Origin of the sequence: Aneurinibacillus sp. REN35 (assembly GCF_041379945.2) — a bacterium.
Classification (GTDB): domain Bacteria; phylum Bacillota; class Bacilli; order Aneurinibacillales; family Aneurinibacillaceae; genus Aneurinibacillus.
The window spans coordinates 65,623-86,021 of the sequence record NZ_JBFTXJ020000014.1 but is presented as its reverse complement, the minus strand read 5'-3'; the positions used below and the strand labels follow the sequence as shown (position 1 = coordinate 86,021).

13 protein-coding genes and 1 other annotated feature are annotated in these 20,399 nt (G+C 43.9%); of the genes, 3 read left to right on the top strand and 10 right to left on the bottom strand.

The window, feature by feature from the left end:
* Positions 1-62: 62 nt before the first annotated feature.
* The 3 genes from AB3351_RS19890 to AB3351_RS19880 are packed head-to-tail and all read right to left on the bottom strand — an operon-like array spanning position 63 to position 4,095.
* A complete protein-coding gene (locus AB3351_RS19890) occupies positions 63-1,718 on the bottom strand; it encodes a GspE/PulE family protein (protein WP_371148907.1) in 1,656 nt (551 codons plus the stop codon).
* Between the two features lie 15 nt (positions 1,719-1,733).
* Positions 1,734-3,254, bottom strand: coding sequence for a VanW family protein (locus tag AB3351_RS19885; RefSeq protein WP_371148906.1), 1,521 nt, complete (start codon positions 3,252-3,254; stop codon positions 1,734-1,736).
* A 40-nt stretch (positions 3,255-3,294) separates the two neighbouring features.
* Complete coding sequence (locus tag AB3351_RS19880; RefSeq protein WP_371148905.1) at positions 3,295-4,095, bottom strand: hypothetical protein; 801 nt, start codon at positions 4,093-4,095, stop codon at positions 3,295-3,297.
* Between the two features lie 161 nt (positions 4,096-4,256).
* On the opposite strand from AB3351_RS19880, the gene AB3351_RS19875 reads away from it, so the two are divergent.
* The 3 genes from AB3351_RS19875 to AB3351_RS19865 are packed head-to-tail and all read left to right on the top strand — an operon-like array spanning position 4,257 to position 7,542.
* Positions 4,257-4,751, top strand: a complete 495-nt coding sequence (locus tag AB3351_RS19875) for a type IV pilus modification PilV family protein (RefSeq protein ID WP_371148904.1) — start codon at positions 4,257-4,259, stop codon at positions 4,749-4,751.
* The gene (locus AB3351_RS19870) at positions 4,748-5,524 is read left to right on the top strand and encodes a PilW family protein (protein ID WP_371148903.1); all 777 of its coding nucleotides are present in this window, start codon (positions 4,748-4,750) and stop codon (positions 5,522-5,524) included. The genes AB3351_RS19875 and AB3351_RS19870 overlap by 4 nt, the downstream gene beginning before the upstream one ends.
* Before the next feature lie 5 nt (positions 5,525-5,529).
* Positions 5,530-7,542, top strand: a complete 2,013-nt coding sequence (locus AB3351_RS19865) for a polymer-forming cytoskeletal protein (RefSeq protein WP_371148902.1) — start codon at positions 5,530-5,532, stop codon at positions 7,540-7,542.
* 63 nt (positions 7,543-7,605) lie between these two features.
* Here AB3351_RS19865 and AB3351_RS19860 read toward each other — a convergent pair whose 3' ends face one another.
* The 7 genes from AB3351_RS19860 to AB3351_RS19830 all read right to left on the bottom strand — a co-directional run bounded on the left by AB3351_RS19860 (position 7,606) and on the right by AB3351_RS19830 (position 20,382).
* Positions 7,606-11,847: a DUF5057 domain-containing protein gene (locus AB3351_RS19860; protein WP_371148901.1), complete on the bottom strand. Its 4,242-nt coding sequence runs from the start codon at positions 11,845-11,847 to the stop codon at positions 7,606-7,608.
* A gap of 188 nt (positions 11,848-12,035) precedes the next feature.
* Positions 12,036-13,442 (bottom strand): UDP-N-acetylmuramate--L-alanine ligase, encoded by a 1,407-nt coding sequence (gene murC, locus AB3351_RS19855; protein WP_371148945.1) that lies wholly within the window; start codon positions 13,440-13,442, stop codon positions 12,036-12,038.
* Position 13,443: 1 nt separating this feature from the next.
* Positions 13,444-14,772, bottom strand: a complete 1,329-nt coding sequence (locus tag AB3351_RS19850; protein ID WP_371148900.1) for a bifunctional folylpolyglutamate synthase/dihydrofolate synthase — start codon at positions 14,770-14,772, stop codon at positions 13,444-13,446.
* A 7-nt stretch (positions 14,773-14,779) separates the two neighbouring features.
* On the bottom strand, positions 14,780-17,443 hold the full coding sequence (locus AB3351_RS19845; protein ID WP_371148899.1) for a valine--tRNA ligase: 2,664 nt from the start codon (positions 17,441-17,443) through the stop codon (positions 14,780-14,782).
* A 55-nt stretch (positions 17,444-17,498) separates the two neighbouring features.
* Positions 17,499-17,743: a binding site (T-box leader), on the bottom strand.
* Between the two features lie 66 nt (positions 17,744-17,809).
* Positions 17,810-18,481, bottom strand: coding sequence for an ABC transporter ATP-binding protein (locus AB3351_RS19840; RefSeq protein WP_371148944.1), 672 nt, complete (start codon positions 18,479-18,481; stop codon positions 17,810-17,812).
* Positions 18,481-19,689 carry an ABC transporter permease gene (locus AB3351_RS19835; protein WP_371148898.1) on the bottom strand — a complete coding sequence of 403 codons (1,209 nt, stop codon included), beginning with the start codon at positions 19,687-19,689 and terminating at the stop codon, positions 18,481-18,483. The genes AB3351_RS19840 and AB3351_RS19835 overlap by 1 nt, the downstream gene beginning before the upstream one ends.
* A 276-nt stretch (positions 19,690-19,965) precedes the next feature.
* Positions 19,966-20,382 (bottom strand): c-type cytochrome, encoded by a 417-nt coding sequence (locus tag AB3351_RS19830; protein ID WP_371148897.1) that lies wholly within the window; start codon positions 20,380-20,382, stop codon positions 19,966-19,968.
* Between the last annotated feature and the right edge of the window lie 17 nt (positions 20,383-20,399).

Here is a 20,399-nt window from a genome sequence, read left to right as displayed (position 1 = left end):
TATAGGTATATCGTATCATTCTTATAAAGGAAAATAAACGAAAAATAAATAAATCTTTATGACTAATTAGAGGCGACACGCAAGACCTCTTCTAAGGTGGTAATACCTTGCCGCACTTTAATCAAGCCATCGTCCACCAGCAGGATCATGCCTTTTTTCATCGCCTGCTTCTTATACTCTGATGCGGGGTGACTTCTCGTAATCATTTGCCGAAGCATATCATCTAGACTAAAGATCTCATGAATGGCTACACGGCCACGATAACCAGTTAATCCGCATTTACTGCACCCACTTCCTCGATACAGCGTATCTACTTTAAGACCACGCTGAGCAAATATCTCCTTCTCGTACTCTTCAACTGTATATTCTTCCTTACAATCTTTACAAATCCGGCGCACAAGTCGCTGAGCCAATACACCATTTACTGAAGAAGCTAACAAAAATGGCTGGATACCCATATCAATCAGTCTTGTCATGCTGCTTACCGCATCGTTCGTATGAAGTGTGCTCAGTACAAGATGGCCGGTTAATGCCGCACGAACCGCAATCTCTGCAGTTTCTGTGTCCCTGATTTCCCCGATCATAATAATATCTGGGTCCTGTCGCAGAATAGAGCGAAGCGATGAAGCAAACGTCATGCCAATCGTATGGTTTACCTGTACTTGATTGATGCCTTCAAGATTATACTCAACCGGATCTTCTACCGTTATAATATTGATATTTTCTTGATTCAACTGGTTCAGCGCTGAATACAGTGTAGTGGACTTCCCGCTCCCCGTCGGGCCGGTAACGAGAAAAATGCCATTGGAACGCCCTAACAACTCTTGAAACATAGTCAGGTTTCTCTTTGTCAGACCAAGCTGATCAATGCCTACTAAAGCATTGGTTAAATCAAGCAAGCGCATAACGATTTTTTCCCCAAAGATGGTTGGAAGTGTAGATACACGCACATCAATTTCTTTAAATGCAATATGCATCTGCATACGTCCATCCTGAGGTATACGGCGTTCCGCAATATTGAGGCGGGCCATAATCTTAAGACGCGCTGTCAATACCCCAACCATATGCCGGGGCAGTACCCGCTCCGTCCGCAGCAGCCCGTCAATCCGATAGCGAATGCGGATTCCGTCTTCTTGAGGATCAATATGAATATCGCTAGCTCGCAGTTGCACAGCTTGTTCGAACATCTGATTCACCAAACGAACAATAGGGGAATCCTCGTCTGTTACTTCCGCTTCTTCCACATCACCAGCTAGACTCATGTCTTCCATTAACTCTTTAACGGAATCCTGCATGCTGTACATCCTGTTAATCGTACGGTGAATTTCATCCCGCGTGGCAATAACAGGTTCAATGATAAATCCGGTACTCATCCGCAATTCATCAATGGCAAAGTAATCCATCGGGTCAACCATAGCGACGGTAAGCTTATTCTCTTCCTTTTTTAGCGGAATTAATGAATAGCGACGTGCTAATTCTTCCGGTACAACTCCTGAGAGAGAAGGATCTAGTTTATAGCGAAATAAAGTTACATGTGGAATTCCCAACTGAAACTCTAGAATTTCGATAAGCTGCTGCTCGGTAATATAGCCGGTTTGCAGTAGATGATCTCCTAATTTCAGTTTGGTTTTCTTCTGCTCCTGAAGCGCTTTCTCAAGCTGTTCCTGCGAAATAATTCCACTTTCGACCAATATATCTCCTAGTCGTTTACGTGCCATACTCTCACCTTTATTCTAATTTAAGTAGATGATATTGCCCTGTACTTTGATTTTTTCAGATTGAGACTCCGCATTTTCTTTTGATGTATCAGCAGCCTTACCGCTGTCTGTAGACGAATCCTGTTGAGAAGGTATCGGCGTTGCTGATTGTTCATTGCTCCCTTCTCTTCCTGGGCCTGAGGCAATAATATTAGAAATCGGACGATAATAATCATCGGATAACAGTTCTCTTTTGACCGTGCCGTCAGCAGCCTTCTTCGACGTATATACTTTGACCCGCAACCCGTCTGCACCACGATTTATAATTTTTTCCTGACCAGTAGGGAGCGAAGCATCTGAACGAACAACGGTTGCTTTTGTTATTTGCTTCTGATCTTTAACTTCTATAAGTACATCTTTTTTTACGTTCTTACTCCCGAATAGCGCCACACGAAGCTCATTATTCTTAATCTCAGCATGGATGTAGATCGGATATTTCTCATTATTTACAAAGCGTAGGTCTATTTCTTTACCATCTACGAACGCATCAAGTCCTGGGGATGCGTAATCAACCTGATACAAGTGAGGATGACGTTCAATAACCGGAAGACCTTTTTGTATGAGAGTAACATACAGAGCTGAAGCTGCTTGCGAAGCACCACCTGCTACCCCATCAGGATTACCGGCCTCTCGAACGTTCACTGTCACAGGTACATATCCGTGATCAAAAGAAAACGGACCCACTTTTGTATTAAATGAGAATTTCTCTCCCGGAAGAAGCAATGTACCATTTAGTGATTGCACAGCCTGCCTAAGATTTGTAACTTGGTCCTGCTTTGAGAGAGTAATAGCCTGCTTCTTATCTGCAAGTAACGTATCAATTTGACCGACTACTTGCTTGGTAAGTTTAGCCGGTTCTTTTTTTACTGCTACAGCGATATGGTAATTGTTTTGAAATGTTCCCAATTCTTCCTTAAGGCTATCTAATGTCCTATCTACCTCTACTTGAACTCTTTCTCGTTCTGGTTGAAGAGTAATATGATCTCCATTTACTTTACCAATTACTTCTGTAGATGACTGATTAATATTGCGGCCAATCTCACCTATGAAGGCTGCCGCTTTATCACGATTAAAGGCAGTTTGTAAGGATAAATCCGGTGAGGGCAATGTATTGTTCCACCATTTCCATAACCCCGCAACCCCAGACATCTCTTGCGAAATCTGTTTTGCTTCCTTTATTGTAGCTAAGACATCATATGTAACATGTAGACTCTGCCTATTTAGTACGTATTCTTTTCCTTCATACGTTAGAATGATAGGTGTTTTATTCAATTTTCCTACAAGTTCTTGTACTTTCTCTATAGCTTCTGTTTCATTGAGTCCACCAAGTGATACGCCACTTACTGTAATATCTTTATAGATTCGGGATGAATTTTCTCCACCTGCCCCCTCCGATAATCCTGACAAATAAAAAGCCAGCATACTACATAGCACTAACTGAAAAAAAAGCAGCGCCACAATGATTGGTGGGTGTTGTAAACGGATACGTTCTAGCATGTGATTCCCTCTCTCTACTTCGCATTAGTAACAACACTGCCTACTTTGTTTCCTCATTCATAACCTGCTGAAGTCGGTAAAAGTATTCTTCATCCTGCTCTTCATCTGATTCTGATCGTTCTCGATGCTCTAGAGGAGCAGTGTTTGGTACATTCTCTTCAAAACGTAACTCTTCATCCATTACTTCTTCCTCAGGGTAGATAATTTCCTCTTCCGGCTCTTTTGTTTCATCTTCGAATTTGACTGTGTGCTCAGCGCTCTCAGGCTCAGATACTTCATCTTCTAAAAGATAGTCAACATCAATCGAAAGAACGGATTCTTGTGGATGCACCGTTGCAGTTTCTGATAAGGCTGGAATTTCTTCCTCCGATACTGTAGGCGGCTGCTCAAGAGAACTCTGCTGAAGAGACATTTCCGCTAACAACCTATCGATCGCCTCTTGAGCATCTCCCTCCTGTACTGTATCCCGTGCAGACATCTCTTCTTCTATCACTATATCTTGCATAGCCAAGTCACTGGCTACTGCTGCTTCATCATCGGAGGTATCCTCTTGATTTTTATCATCGCTCTCCTGTGTACTGTCAGCTTCATCCTGCACGCTGCTTTTCTCGGAAGGCAGACGAAAAAAAATAAGTATCAATAAAACAAAAGCAGCGACAAACCCAGTGATTGTTTCTCCTACGCCTAGTAAAAGAAATGGAAGCATTAGACCAGTGCCTACAGCAATAAGAAAAGCAACCAACGTTGATCGTTTTTCCTGTATATGCTTCCGGAACAAAAGAAACAGTAAACCGGTACATAAAAAGTAAATAACATAATAACCGCTTATACCCGATAACATTTCAGAGACCACCTTTATTAACAAAATCAAGAAGAACTATCTATATTCGTTTTTTAAGTCTTATTTCCTTCATAAAACCTATGATTTCTATAACAATTATGTAACGGATATTCTACAGGTCCTTTTCATGGTAAAATCGAATCAAGTCGGGAGGTGCAAAAATGGGGATTCTTAAAGAAGAAAAAGGGCTTACCTTAGTTGAAGTAGTCGCATCAATTGTTATTCTTTCTATCTCTCTTTTATTATTCGGCAGTTTTTTTACACAAAATTATACGTTATCCAAATCACAGGATAATCGTATGATTGCAATGAACCTTGCTAGGCAGACCGCAGAAGAATGGAAGAGCGGCACTTTAGAATTCACTTCTACTAAAATGGAAGTACAAGGTGGAGCGGTTATTGCAGATCATTCTCGATTGAATTATCAGACCCTTGCCCCCTTGGTGAGCTCAACTCCTCTTACCATCAATCTCACAGAGCCGCAAACTTTAAATGGACGATCATATATACAATCCATCGAGATCTCTGACGCTGGAGAAAATGATCCAGAAAATAAGATTGAAAATAATGTAATGCTTCTGATTACTGTTACTGTTAGAGAAGCCAATACTCCCACTTCTGTGCTGGCACGCCTAAGCACAGGAATCACGGAATGAACTGGGGAATGCATATGAGAAAATCTATATGTCGATACGTACGGAACGAAGCAGGACTTACATTAGTTGAGCTCTTGGCAAGCTTAACAATTTTTATCGTCATTCTCATTCCGCTTTCTTCCGTCTACCTGTCCGGAATTACAACATACGGGAAAACTCAAGTACAGACCTCCTTACGTAATGAAGCTGACTTTATTATTGGCGATATCATGAATACATTGCAAGATGCCTCTTACTTTGACTTGGATGATGGAACAGATAACACGAATAGCAAAGAGGACATATTTGCTATATTGAGATCCGCACATATTGTATCGGAAACGGACAGTTCATCCTTCAAAAAAGCAATTGCAACTTATAAGAGAGAGGTAAACTATGAAACACTACCTAGCTCTTCTACAGAAAAAGTGCCTGTTTCTATACTTAATAAGAAGCTCTTTCAGCTTGCTCCATCGACGGGCATATATTCGTCCTTTTCTTATGACCCGTCATATTTGGTCTACGGACTTTTCCGCATTATGGAAGGTAACACCAATCCAAATAGCAAGAAGGTTGCTGTCTACTTAATTATTGCACCCAAGGCACAAAATAATGGAAATATACAAAACGGACAAAAAACAGCTTTTACTAACTTACAGGAAATCAAGGAGGAAGTTGAAACAATACAGCCTATATCAAGCGGAGGAACTTCCTCTATAGAAAGCAATGTCCTTTTCAACTATATTTATATGGTGCGAACCGAAATTTCAGTAAACAGTCTTTCTCAGGAGTGAGGAATTTGAATAAAATAGTCAACGAACGCGGCGGCGCTTTGCTTATTGTATTTTTCATTTTAATTTTATTCATGGTATTAGGGCTCAGTATCTCTTCTTTTCTTGTCCAGGGCGGAAAGCAGCGAGCCTTTGCCGATGATGAGATTCAAGGAAAGATGTTTGCTGACATGGGTCTGGCTTATTTTAAAAAGCAGTTGGAGAAAGAATTAAATGATGTGAGCAGTCCTATTAAAACAAGTGGATATAAAAATAGTACAGTCGTAGATACGTTTGTCTCAAATAAGCTAGATGAAGTTGCAAGCAAAATCACGCTAGCAAATAACGGCGGTCCTTATCAAAAATACACGCTTCCCGGAGAAAATCGAGGTGGGTTTGCACTCGGATACAAATTGGAACCCGTGGCGCTGCCTTATACGAATGATCCACAGCAGCCCAGCCAGCCCTATGTAAAAAAGATCACCCTGTATGCTCTTGGCCTGCCTCCCCGTGCCATTAATGAAACAGGAAAGGCAAAACGGATACTGTTGACGTCAACCATATATATTAATACTGTACCTGCTCCCTTTCACTACGCAGTAAGCAGTCCGAAGGGGCTTCGATTGTTCGGCGGTACAAATATTATTGGCAACGCGGCGGCAGGCAATGTTCTTGTATCAAAAGACTACCGTTACCTCATAGAAAACGAAGGAAAGACAGGAACCGATGATCCGAATGATCTTGGAGGGCCTAAACAGTCGAACCGTAATCAACCTTATATAGATGGGACACTTTTTCTTTCTGATGCCGGAGAACTGAGTGTGGTTGATGCTGTCACAAAGCCTGAACCCGATCCACATAGTGAAAATTTCTTAAATATTAGAGACATTACGTCTCTAAATAGAACAACATTAAAATCTGTTGATATCTTCACGCCTAAGGAGCTTCCTGTAGGCAGTACGAAAACCGAACTGTCTGCACCAAAAGAAATGCCTTATGTTCCAGGTTATGAGCCTCCTATTGTTGAGCGAGTAGCCGAGCAAAAAGTGGCGACAACCAAGCTAACATTTGACCCTGGAAGCTCTAGTGCACCAGCAGCCGCAAAAGAAACGGTACACGATTTTATAAAAGAGAAGATGGTTAATGACAATCAATCGCATCATGCAGGTTCTACCACATCCGGTTTTGAAGTTTCACCTGATCAGCCTATCTCTTTTGAACAGGGAGAAGATGACGGTTTTGATATAATAGAGAACATTCCCCCGCTTTCAGATAAAAAGCTTGTGATTCGCTCAGAACCGTTGTCTATCACAGACCCTAACGCACCTGTGCCTCTTACTGTTCGTCTATCAGGGCAAAAATTGATAAATGATGTTCGACAGTTGTATATTGGCCCTTCCGATACCATGCCGGACGGGAAAGCAACAGTGGAGATGGGGCATTTAGCGGCTTTTAAAGATGGTGCCTCCGGTAAGCCATTTACGTTTGAAGGAACCATTTATATTAAAGGAAACCTTGATATTGTCGGAAATATAGATATCACAGGGACAATATATGTAGACGGCGATGTCGTCATTCGTGAGATTGAAAATATCAACAATAAGAATCTTGCTATTATCGCTTCAGGAAAAATTAACTTAACTGCACGCAATATAAAACAGGATAGTGAAAGCATGAATGCTTATCTAGCTAAATGGAAAGGGGAAGGAACAAGTTCATTTAAACCACTGTCCGCCTTTCTTTATTCTGAATCAGCCTTGCACATCTATTCTATCAACTCCTTTAATCGAATTTATGGTGGCGTTGCAACGGGAGAACAAGGCTATCTAGAGTTTAATACGAAACGCGAACTCACTCAGGAAATCTACAAGGATAGTAACCCGAATTACCTTGCCTCTAGGTTTACCATCCAGTTCAACCGAAAGATATTTGAGGCGAATACCTACGGCCTGCCGGCTGGCGATACATTCTTTTTGGATGCGTATGATATTGAATACAACCCGAAAGGCAGCATGCCTTCCACCGTACAATTTGCACCTTAACAAATTCGCTGTAATTTTATAAGCACACGAAAAAGGACCGGGGGAATTCCGGTCCTTTTTCATTTAATTTAGGTTTGCTTTGGCTTTTACTGTAACAGTAACTTTCTCAACTTTTGGAAGCATATCTGCCTCACTGTCATCAGAGCGCTTCACGATAGGTGAGAGCCCAGGCAGTTGAATTGTATATGTGGGATATACTTTTACTTTAACAGTATACGTATGCGTTTTTCCATCTGCTGTTTTAATCAGGCGGATATTCTGAATAGGAGCATCCATAATATTTTTGTCGCTTGTATCAAATTCCGTAAACCTAACAACTTCTCGACCCTCTTCTTCAATTGTATATCCAGCCTTTGGTATACTTATTGTCAACCATTCTGGAATAGACACACCCGGCTTAAGCTTATATATCATATTGACTTGCGCCGCTCGGTTTTCATCTTTACCTGGTTGTGTAGTTGCTGTTATATCAAGATCAATATAAGGATGCTGCCCACCCTCGCCTCCAGGTGGAGACGCCGTTCCTAGAGGTTCTAATGGGATATCCACTTTTTTCTCCCCTATACCTGGTGTTTTCGCCCAAATTCCAAAAGGTGTGGTAATAGGTTTTCCCTTTTCATCCTTCAGAAGGTCAATAGCCATGGTCTTTGTATTAAATTTCCCTGTAGTAAACACCCCATCATTCCACATGCCATTGGAATTTTTTGTTCGCCATTCTGTCTCATCAAAAATCGTTTCATCCATCGGTACAATCGTTACAATTGCTGTGTCTCCAACGATGACCGCCTGCCAGGTAAATTCAGGGTTAACTGGATCAACTTCAACAGTCAATGTTAGATTCGGGAACCGCTCTGTCAATGTATTGCTTTGTGCACCTGTGTAACTTACTATGCTCTGGTTTAAAGCATACGTACCACGCTTCGTACCCGATACTTTAATTTCAAAAGTGGCCGTATATTTATCACCATTTAGCGTAAAAGTAGGCTTTCCGCGTACAACGTTCCCGTCTTTTGACCAACCTGCGGGAACAGATATGATCTCAAAATTAGGCGCAGCAGGGAATGTTTCCACAAAGGAAAGATCCGGAACGGAAACACCGTAACCTAGAAATTCTCCCTCTCCTTCTCCTACTAACTTAAAGGTGGCAAATTTATTTACCTTAACCTGAAAGTTTACCCCTTGATCTTTCGTCTCTGCAAATAAAGGTATCGTAATCACCTTTCCAACATTTGACGAACTTTCAAGAAAAGGAGCAACAATTTTATTTAACTCATCTTTTCCATTATGCATATTCAGCCATGTTCCCACTGCAACAGAATTCTGGTATCCCTGCTGCATTTGTTGCTGCAAGGTTCCCTCCGGAAGCTCTAAAACCCCAAAATTTCCATATAGTTTAAACCCGGTCAAATCATACACATTCTTAACTATATAACCATTCTCCTGCGGCAAAGCAAGTGGAAAAATTCCTTTATACTCTGTCACACCTTTTGTTTCCAGATTGTACGTGATCGTTGCTACTTCATTTGGTCTTACATTGTTTTTATCCAAAGAGCGGGTTAGTGTTAATTTTTTAAGTGGATTTAGCACCGTAACCCTACTTGTTGTTGAGACTTCTTTTCCACCAGACATGATCTTAGCTTTAATCGTAGCTGTGCCTGGTGCTAACCCCTTAATAAGTACACTGCCATCATTCTTCTCTGTCTTGCTGGCATAGTTTACATTTTCTGTCCACTCCCACTGAATTCCTCGCAAATCAGCATTTTGCGGATCTGACTTTGGAAACAATGTCGCCTCTTCGCCTACTTCAAGCTCTATATCACGTAATGTAAGACTAGAAATAATGGTTTCTGCATCCAAAATTAAAGGTTTGAACTTTCCGGCCACTACCTGGTTATCCAGGTCAAGATACTCAATTTCTGAATTTCCTAGAACATATTTTTGATTGCTTTTTGGTATGACCTTAATATCAAATGCATTTGGCGGGTTCTGAACAACATACACGAACGCACTGCCTTCCTGCACGCGTTCGTATTTAATTTCTCCTAATATGCCTGTCACCGTATATCCCGTTTCCAGTGATCCGGTTCGTGTCCAGCCAGCTTTATCTGGGATTTGAACTTCTAATCCCGGAGGAAAGACTTCTTTGAATTTTATATCTTTCACGGTCATATGAGGATATTTTGTACCTAAATCCATAGGCAGCTTCTCTGGAATTACACGATACGGAATAGCTATCTCCTTATCTTTTTCAGCCACTATACTCTCAGGTCTATCAAATTTTAGTTTGGCGATAACCCGTTTCACTTCGACTTCAATGGTTTTCTTCGTCTGAGCCCCTTGCTTATCTTGTGCCTCTACTTCAACAAATACGGTTCCCCCGTCTTTCATATCATCTGACATTGTATAGGAAGGAATCGTAACTAGAGAACCGTTTCTTAATTTCTGCCAGCCTTCCTTTTCTCCCCCATTACTCTGTGCTGGATAGATGCTTCTAAAAGGGATGGATTGCTCCTTTCCCTTATCTTTTAGCGGTACTTCTTTGATGGATACCTTTGTATATACATCTACATCTTTTAAATCCAGATCTTCTATTTTGTATACGATGTCTATGGGATCAATGGTACGTATCCGATCTTGTTCCTTAGGAGTATATACCGTAACCTCCGGAGCATGGTTCGCGCCGATAAACGCACGATACATCGTATTAACAAATAGCCGCTGTTCTGAATCTGGGAAACCGGTATTTGTATGCCCCGTTCCGGAATACGTTACCGTCCCTTTCGAATATGTGTAGTAATGATTCCAACTGTCATCTGTATCTCGATTGCCACCAATAATATTATACCAAGGGACGACATTCTCATCTTCTAAATCCAATGTATAATATTGGTTATGTGTAGTCGCAATCGTCACATTATTATCCAAAAGAAACGGGAACTGATTCATCATTCCTTCATTTACTTTTTTAGTTTTTGTTGATGGGCTTGGCGCCCCATGCCCCAGATCGGTTCTAGGTACCTGTTGCCCTGTTATGTCCATAAAATTCTTAACCCATTCATTGTTCGTTTCGAAGATCGTATCGTGGGTAAACATTACCCCTTGCCCTGTATTAATAAAATCTTTAACCTCTAATGCTGCTTTAGCATCAATAGCAGCATTATTATATGAATCTGCAAAACCAAAAATAAGCATGTTGTATTTCCCGTTTAACACTTTATACTCATCACTATTAAATTTCTGCATACTGATAACATGAATACTTATTTTATAATCTTGCGTTTCCAGATACGATTGCTTCATATTCTCTTCTTTAAGTAAGCTGCTCGTCGTTGCTGTACCTTGTGTTACTTGAAGCACTTTTACTTCCACTTTTTTATCTCGGAATTGAAATACTCCTGTAGCGTAATCTTTAAGCCCACTATCTTTATCAACAATTTCTAATTTCCAATAACGCATGCCTGAGTACCCTCTTGCAAGAGGGTATGTAAGTTTACCAGAAGATCCTCTAAGCTCCGCTGTTCCCATCATCTCAACCGCATCATATCGCCTATTAAAATCGGTATCGATATATAAATTTGCAACCAAGTTCTTAGACGACAGTTGTGCATAGTTAGTAATATTAAAATCAAAGGCAACTGTATCGCCCGGTTTATAAATTTGCGAAGACGCAGAATCATAATTACTCGGTTGGTTGGTTATTTTAATACGCGGTCTTTTAACTTCTGCTGAACGAATAGCACTTATCGCCTGCTCTTTACTCGTTACAAATTTAACATTATCAACACTTGCAGTCCCTCTATATTCCTTGAAGTTGTTTTGGAGCTTACTATTATTTTGCTTGAGAATATCTGTATGCAGGATAACAAGTTGCCCTTTTGCAATAAAGTCCTTTTTGATCTCCATAGCTTTGAGGTTAGTAATATCATTCATTTTGTCTTTCGTATTATGCGCACGTTCTTTTTCAGCTTTAGTCTTACCTGTATACACTCCCACTGGAGCAGGCGAATACGTACCGCTACCTATATAAATTACATCATACTTTCCATCCAACTCTTCGCGAAGAGCTACGAATTTCTTCATGCTGATCGTTTCTATACTGTATTTATTGTCCCCGACTAAATCTGTAAGTTCCGATTCAATTCTCTCCTGCTCATTATCTCCCTGCTTCTTATCCGTAATTTCCAACACTCTTATTTTAATTGTCTCACTTGCGTATATATATCCGATGCCCGCTACAATGCTGCCTAGCAACAAAGCAAAAATTAGTACAACTGAAAGCGCACTTTTAAGCCTTCTATTTTTCATGACACTCCCCCCTTTTTTAAAACATAAAGACACAAGGTCATTATACCTATATCTTAAATCATAACTGTCAAAAATAGAATGGTTAAAACATGAATAATCAGATGCAATTTTAATTTATATAAAAAAGCCCTCTCTCACCTTTATCGGCAAAAGAGGGCTCTTCTTGTATGTTGTTCACATAACCTTTTTTACTTCTTCTCCAAATCCTCGACCAGCTGCACCGCAGCCTTCCAGATATCTCCCGCGCCCATTGTCAGCACAAGATCACCCGGCTTCACATCTTCCCGCAAATACTCCACGACATCTTCCTTTGTAGCAATATACTTTGCGTTCGGATTACTGTTCGCTTTAATCAGCTCCACCAGCTTCTCCGCGCTTACACCTTCGATCTGCTTATCATTCGCTGGAGAATAAATGTCGACGATAATCACTTCATCAGCTTCACTGAATGCCTTACTGAACGCATCCAAAAGGAAGAATGTGCGCGTATACCGCTGCGGCTGGAAGATCGCCACCGTACGGCGGTTTGTCGAGCGCGCCGCTTCTAGTGTAGCTTCAATCTCGGTAGGATGATGTGCATAGTCGTCTACTACGAGCACATCCTTCACCTCACCAATCACTTGAAAACGCCGCTTCGCACCACGGAATGCTTGGATTGCTTTTGCGATCTCGTCAAATGTCAGTCCGGCCTCGATACATACGGCTGTTGTTCCAAGCGCATTGTATACGTTATGCATGCCCGGTACAGATAGCTTCATCCGACCCAGCAGTTGGCCTTTATGCAGGACGTCAAAAGAGATGGTCCGATCACCCGGCGCAATGTTGCTGGCCATGTAGTCGGCCTGTTTGTCGATCGCATACGTGATGAGCGATACGTTGGCTTTTCGCTCCGCCAGCATATCCTCCACATATTCATCGTCGATGCAGACGATGGCGGTACCGTTTTCTTTTACTTGTGACAGGAATTGACGATACGCTTTCTTCAAGTTTTCGAAATCACCGTCATAGTTCTCAAGATGATCCGGTTCAATGTTTGTGATAACCGCAATGTGCGGGAAGTACTCTAGGAAGGTGCCATCGCTTTCATCCGCTTCCGCGACGACAAAGTCACCCGTACCCGCTTTGGCATTGCTGCCGATGTCCATAATTTCGCCGCCGATAATGTAGGTCGGGTCCGTTCCGGTCTTCTCCATAACCAGCGCAATCATGGATGAAGTGGTTGTTTTTCCGTGTGCACCCGCAACAGCGATGCCTTTCTTTTCATTCAACAGACGCGCAAGCATCTTCGAACGGTGAATGAGTGGAATGGTCTGTTCTTGTGCAGCGACTAGTTCTACATTCTCTTTTGGAATGTCGGTTGAGTATACGACCAGATCAGCACCTTTAATGTGATCTGCCTGATGGCCGATGAATACTTGTGCGCCTTTTTTCTGCAGCTTATCCGTCAGTTCTTTGCGAGCCATATCGGACCCCGTGACATGGTAGCCCATATCCAGCATGACACGGGCAATGGCGCTCATCCCATACCCGCCAATGCCAATAAAATGAACATGTTCTCGCTTGTGTTCGTGCTGTTTTTCCACCTGAGTGTCCATCTTATTCATCACCAGCTTTCCTGTTTTCTTTCCACTCATTTCGTATATCTGATATGAAGTATAGTGATCCGGCCACAAGCAGCACCTCCTGCGAGGTGACCGTATGTAACGCCTGATGCCACGCATCTTTCCACTCTTCTTCCACATGCACGGGCAGATCGGGTGCGGCGTTCTTAAAAGCGGTAGCAAGCGCATTTGCGCGGGCCGCCCGCGGATGGTTTGTCTTCGTTACCCACACACTCTCACATAACGGGGCAAGCATCTCCACCATCTCTGCATAATTTTTATCTTCTAGCGCTGAAAAAACAAGAGAAACTTTACGCCCCGGATAATAGTCCCGTACGGTCTGAACCAGCGCCCGTATGCCATCCGCATTATGTGCACCGTCCAAAATAATATCGGGAGCCTTGCTTATTTTCTCAAAACGCCCCGGCCATCTAGCTTCACTGAGTCCTTCACGAATGTGCTCTTCTTCAATATATAAGGCAAAGTATTTATTTAGCACCTGAAGCGTCATTAATGCCGCAGCCGCATTATCAACCTGATGCGCTCCCATAAGGCCCAGTTCACAGCCAGCCACACTTCCGAACAATCCGGTAAAATCCATTACTTCATGTCCGTTCATTCGTGTCCGTACCGCCTGATATTCTTGATCTGCACGGTATATGGCTGCCTGACGCTTGCTTGCAGTCTCTTCGATAATCGCAAGCGCTTGACCCGGCATTCGTCCGGTAATGATCGGGGTCCCGCTTTTAATAATCCCGGCCTTTTCCCGGGCAATAGCGGGTAAATCCCCTCCCAGTATATTCATATGATCAAAACCGACATTGGTGATAATGCTGGCCAGCGGATGAACAATATTCGTTGAGTCCAACCGCCCGCCTAACCCTGTCTCCCAGATTACGAGATCAGGATATGTCACAGTAGCAAAATACAGAAGGGCAAGCGCGGTTACCACTTCAAATTCTGTCGGTGTTCCCAACTCACCTGCGCTCATCTCTTCGACGATCGGTTTTAATTTTGCGATCAGTGCCACAAGATCTTCCGTTGCGATGTAGTGTCCATTGTATTGAATTCGCTCGTGAAAAGAAGTAATGTACGGCGATACGAACAATCCGACATCCTGCCCGGCTTTTCGCAAAATCGAATGCAAAAAGGAAGCCGTAGAGCCTTTACCATTCGTACCGGCGATATGAATGAACTTTAAGCGACGTTCAGGATGTCCAAGCCTCTCCATCATATATTCCATTCTTTCAAGGCCCGGCCGGATGGAGAAACGCTCCAGTCCGGCAAGCCAGGAAAGCGCCTGTTCTAACGATTGTGCACTCACGTTTCACTCACCCTTTAAGCTCTTCAATTCGTGCTTTCACTTTTGCTTGTTTGTCTAGATAATCCGCTTCTTTGGCTCTTTCCTGTTCGATCACCTGAGCCGGTGCTTTCGCTACGAAGCCCTGATTCGCAAGCTTTTTCTGTACACGTTCTACTTCAGCATCGAGCGATTTCAATTCTTTCGTAAGACGGGCGATTTCTTGCTCGATGTCAATAAGACCCGCAAGCGGCAGATACAGCTCCGCACCGCTAACGATAGCGGACATAGCCTTCTCTGGCGCAGCAATGTCTGTACCTATATGCAGCACTTCTGGATTGCAGAAGCGTTCAATGTATGCTTTTCCGCTCTCAAGGTATGATAGCATTTCCTCATCATTTGCCTTAATTAACAGCTCGATTTTCTTGCTCATCGGCACGTTTACTTCCGCGCGGATGTTGCGCACGCTGCGGATTACGCTCATCAATAGCTCCATTTGTTGAACAGAAGGCGCATCCTCAAGCTCCGGCTTCACTTCCGGCCAGGAAGCAGCAATCAGACTTTCGCCTTCATGCGGCAGGTGCTGCCAGATTTCTTCTGTAATAAATGGCATAAATGGATGCAAAAGACGCATCGTCTGATCAAGCACATAGGCCAAAACAGAGCGGGTTGTCTTCTTCGCTTCTTCGTCCTCACCATACAGCGGCAGCTTTGCTACTTCAATGTACCAGTCACACAATTCATCCCAGATAAAGTTATAAAGCACACGACCTACTTCACCGTACTCAAAGCTATCAAGCAGACGGGTCGTATCTTTTACGGTTTCATTGAGGCGATGCAAGATCCACTTGTCAGCGATTCCTAGCTTCTCGCGGCTGATATCAATCTCATCATACCGGAAGCCTTCCATGTTCATGAGCGCAAAGCGCGATGCATTCCAAATTTTATTGGCAAAGTTGCGCGCCGCTTCTACGCGCTCCCAACGGAAACGCTGGTCGTTACCCGGCGTACATCCTGTAGCCAGCATGTAGCGCATGGCATCTGCACCGTACTGCTCGATAACCTCCATCGGATCAACACCGTTGCCAAGTGATTTGGACATCTTGCGCCCTTCTGCATCACGTACCAAGCCGGTAATCAATACATGCTCGAACGGCTTCTGATCCGTAAATTCAAGTGCCGTGAAGATCATACGCGCAACCCAGAAATAAATAATGTCATATCCGGTTACTAGCACATCGGTTGGATAGAAGTGCTTCATATCTTCTGTATCGTCCGGCCAGCCCAATGTAGAGAACGGCCAGAGCGCAGAGCTGAACCATGTATCCAGCACATCGGTATCCTGCTGTATGTTTTTGCTGGCACACTTCGGACATGCATGAATGTCCTCACGTGCTACCGTCATTTCTCCGCAGTCTTCACAATACCACGCAGGGATGCGATGACCCCACCACAACTGGCGGGAGATACACCAATCGCGTACGTTTTCAATCCAGTGCAGATAGATTTTTTCAAAGCGGTCCGGAACGAATTGCACGCCTTCCTCAGACTTCTGCACTTCGATAGCGCGCTCAGCAAGCGAACCCATTTTTACGAACCACTGGGTAGAAAGATACGGCTCTACAACAGCGCCGCTGCGCTCACTGTGACCTACAGAATGCATATGTTCTTCAATTTTGAACAAAACATTCTGCTCTTGTAAGTCACGAACAATATTTTTACGGCACTCAAAGCGATCCTGCCCTTGATATACATCAGCATTCTCGTTCATTTTGCCCGCTTCGTCCATTACAAGCACCTGAGGCAGATCGTGACGTCGACCAAGTTCGAAGTCATTTGGATCATGTGCCGGTGTGATTTTTACCGCACCGCTTCCGAATTCACGATCTACATAATCATCCGCTACGATCGGAATTTCACGGCCGACAATCGGAAGAATGACGGTCTTGCCAATCAGATCCTTATAACGATCGTCTTCTGGATGTACGGCTACCGCTGTATCGCCAAGCATCGTCTCTGGACGCGTCGTGGCTACTTCAATATGACCTGTACCGTCTTTAAGCGGATAGCGCAGATGATAGAGCGCTCCTTGTACGTCTTTATATTCTACTTCGATATCTGAGAGGGCCGTACGGGTTGCCGGGTCCCAGTTAATGATATATTTACCGCGATAGATGAGCCCTTTCTCATAGAGACGGATGAATACTTCACGTACCGCACGGGAAAGTCCTTCATCGAGCGTAAAGCGCTCCCGGCTGTAATCAAGCGAGAGGCCCATCTTGGTCCACTGTTCACGAATGATGCTTGCATAATGCTCTTTCCAGTCCCATACCTTCTCAACGAATTTTTCCCGGCCTAGATCGTGACGCGAAATGCCTTCCTCCCGCAGTTTACCTTCCACGCGTGCCTGTGTAGCAATCCCAGCATGATCCATACCAGGGAGCCACAGTGCATCATATCCCTGCATTCTTTTAAAACGGATCATGATGTCCTGCAGCGTATTATTAAGCGCATGCCCGATATGCAGATTCCCGGTTACATTCGGTGGCGGAATAACGATCGTAAACGGCGTTTTATCTGTGTTACGCTCCGCTTTAAAATAGCCGTTGTCGCGCCAGAACGGATACCATTTGGCTTCTGTCTGTTTTGGTTCATATTTGGTTGGCATTTCCGTTTGATTTTGTTGATTGGACATAGATAGACCTCCAAAAAAGTAATTGAAGTAAAAAAATAAAACTCCTCCATCCTATTCAAAGGACGAAGGAGCTTGTTCGCGGTACCACCTTTGTTAGCCCTAACCTACCTGTGTACTACCTGCACGGTCAGGACTCACTTGCTATTGATAACGGGAAAACCCGATCTGTCCTACTTCTCATCACATTCAGACAGACAGCTCTGAGGCTACCTTCTATCCGTACATCCATGCAGACCTTCCACCTGCGATCCGCTCTCTGGTATGGCATCCCGATATACTCTTCCTCTTCATTGCTGATGTAGACTATTCTATTATCTTATCATTGTACCCAGTTAGAGAAGAAATAGTCAATATATCATTCGCTTACTACGCCTGCTCTTTAGACCGGCCATCCTCAAGCTCGATGATACGCCCCGCTTCACGGGCAAGATTCATATCATGCGTAACCATAATGACTGTCGTGCCGCGGGCATTCCACTCTTTGAAAAGCTCCATAATTATACTTGCATTATATGCATCCACCGCACCGGTTGGCTCATCTGCAAGAATGATCTCAGGCTTGTTCACTAGAGCGCGGGCAAGCGCTACTCTACGCTGCTCGCCGCCGCTTAACTGATACGGCAAATTCTCCAGTTTATCCGCGAGTCCAACGCGCGCTAGCACTTCCTTGCCCCATACTTCATCCTGATCCCGATACGTCCGGTGTACAGTTTTAGGGAGCAGGACATTTTCTAGCGCATTCAATGTAGGAATCAGGCTGGGGAATTGAAAGATAAAACCGCAGCGTTCCGCTCGAATACGGGTTCGCTCTTTATCCGTACATCCGGTGACATTCATGCCGTCAAAATGAACCGTTCCCTCTGTCGGCCGCTCCAATAGTCCCGCCATAGCAAGGAATGTAGATTTACCGCTGCCTGAGGGACCGACAACAGCAACAAATTCTCCGGCAGCTATTTGCTCACTTACCCCATTCAATGCATGAACCTTGCGTTCACGGCCAATACGGTAGGTTTTATAAATATTCTCAAGCACAATCATCAATATTCACCCTCCCGAATCGCTTCATACGGTTGCAGCTTCAATGCAGAGCGAACCGGGAAGAAAGCCGCTACAATGGCAATAAGTGTCGTGAGGATTGTCGTACCCAAGCCGATTAAAAGACCCGTTGACCAATTAGGAAATAGCATCGGCAGCTGCAGCACTTGCAGAATAAGAATCCGGTTATCATATAGAGCGGCTCCTGCTGCTAGCGATCCAATCGCGGCACCAATAACGGAAGCAAATCCCGCTTCCATCAGCAGTAGACGAAACGTAACCATACGAGACGCCCCCATCGCTCGCAGCATGCCAATCTCTTTCTGGCGCTCACTAATCAGCGCGGTAAACATGGTCATTACCTGCAAAGCACTCATCACAAGCACAAGACCGATCATCATATAGCTCATCATTTTCACAGGAAACACCTGCTTATTGACCGTTTCCTGCAATCCACTTCCTTTTACTACATCTACATTCAAATTCATGCGCTCAATCTGTCGCTTGACGAACTCTTCCATCTCCGGCTGCGTTTTCACCAGCACAATAGAGATAGAATTCTCCGGGAAGTCCAGCTTATTCTGCTTATGATTCAGCTCCCGAGCCGCATCCAGCGTAATGAAGAGCGTTTTATCGGTTCCCATGCCGGTCGGAAAAATCATGTTTTTCAGCATAAAATCTTTACCGAATAATGTTACCCATTCCTGCATGTATTCGTTATCCAGATGATAAATATAATTTTTTCCGCCCGCTTCCGCACCCGCGATCAAATCATATGTTCCGATCTGTTTATCAGCGGCTGTCCAGTTCTTTAATGTAAAGTCTGTTTTCGGGTCGTATGCAACGACAGGAAAATCCCCGGACACCTGACAGCATACCGTGGAAATCGTCTCTAAATACAGTTGCGGAGACGCGGCCTCCACTTCTTTAATGGTACGAATCTTATCTGTAATTTCCGCCGGCATATAAAATGTCGTCGGGGTACCCGAAATGATCATGTCACCCGCCTGTCCGCCAAATCCCTTCGGCACAACCATCAGACTGGCACCAAGACGGCTTGCGCTTGCAGCAATGCTTCTTTCCATCGAAAATACAAAAAAGTAGCTCGTAAACAAAATAAAGGCGGTAATCGCGGCGCTCCCAGCAAGCAAAACCGTGCGGGACATTTTCCGTTTCAGATTACGCCAAGCTACTGTAGAAAGCTTCTTCATCTCTGTCTACTCCTCTATCGTCCTTCGGTATCTTTTTCCATTATAGCAAAGTGCTAATAAGAATTACCGAAGCGGTTGTGTCAATCCCGCGACGTTAGAATTTTGATCATCATATAAAAAAGCGCACTAATGACCGTAAACCAGAGAATATAATACACAATCTGTACGCCGCTCAGCATGCTGTCCACCACTCTTTTCTTGAATTTCCCTTATTATACCACCGGCAGGAAACAAAGCAAAAAGACCAGATGAAGCGTGCCATCTGGTCTTGCTTTTTTATTTCAACGTTTTTAGGAACTCTACCATGGAATCCTGCTGATCCGGCGTCCAGGCAGCGCCAAGCGGTGGCATACCGCCGCGTCCTTTTACCATCACTTCTTTTACGCCTTCCGGTTTCAGCTTATCCACTACGCCAACCAGTGTAGGAGCCGCACCGCCCATACCGCCTTTGAAGTCGGCACCATGGCAGGCAATACACTGTCCGGAGAGTCCTTTACCTACTTCTGCACTTACGCCCTGCGCGGCTTCTCCGCCTGCCGGACGTTCATCGATTCCCTTTACAGTCAATGCATAGCCAACAGCCCAGATGGCGAGCACGGCATACACTACAACCAGGAAACGAGGGACTTTTCCGTGGCCTTGCTTCATCCCCATTACTTCGTCAAAATGCTCTTCATGATGCTTATCAGACATACTGTCGCCTCCTTTTC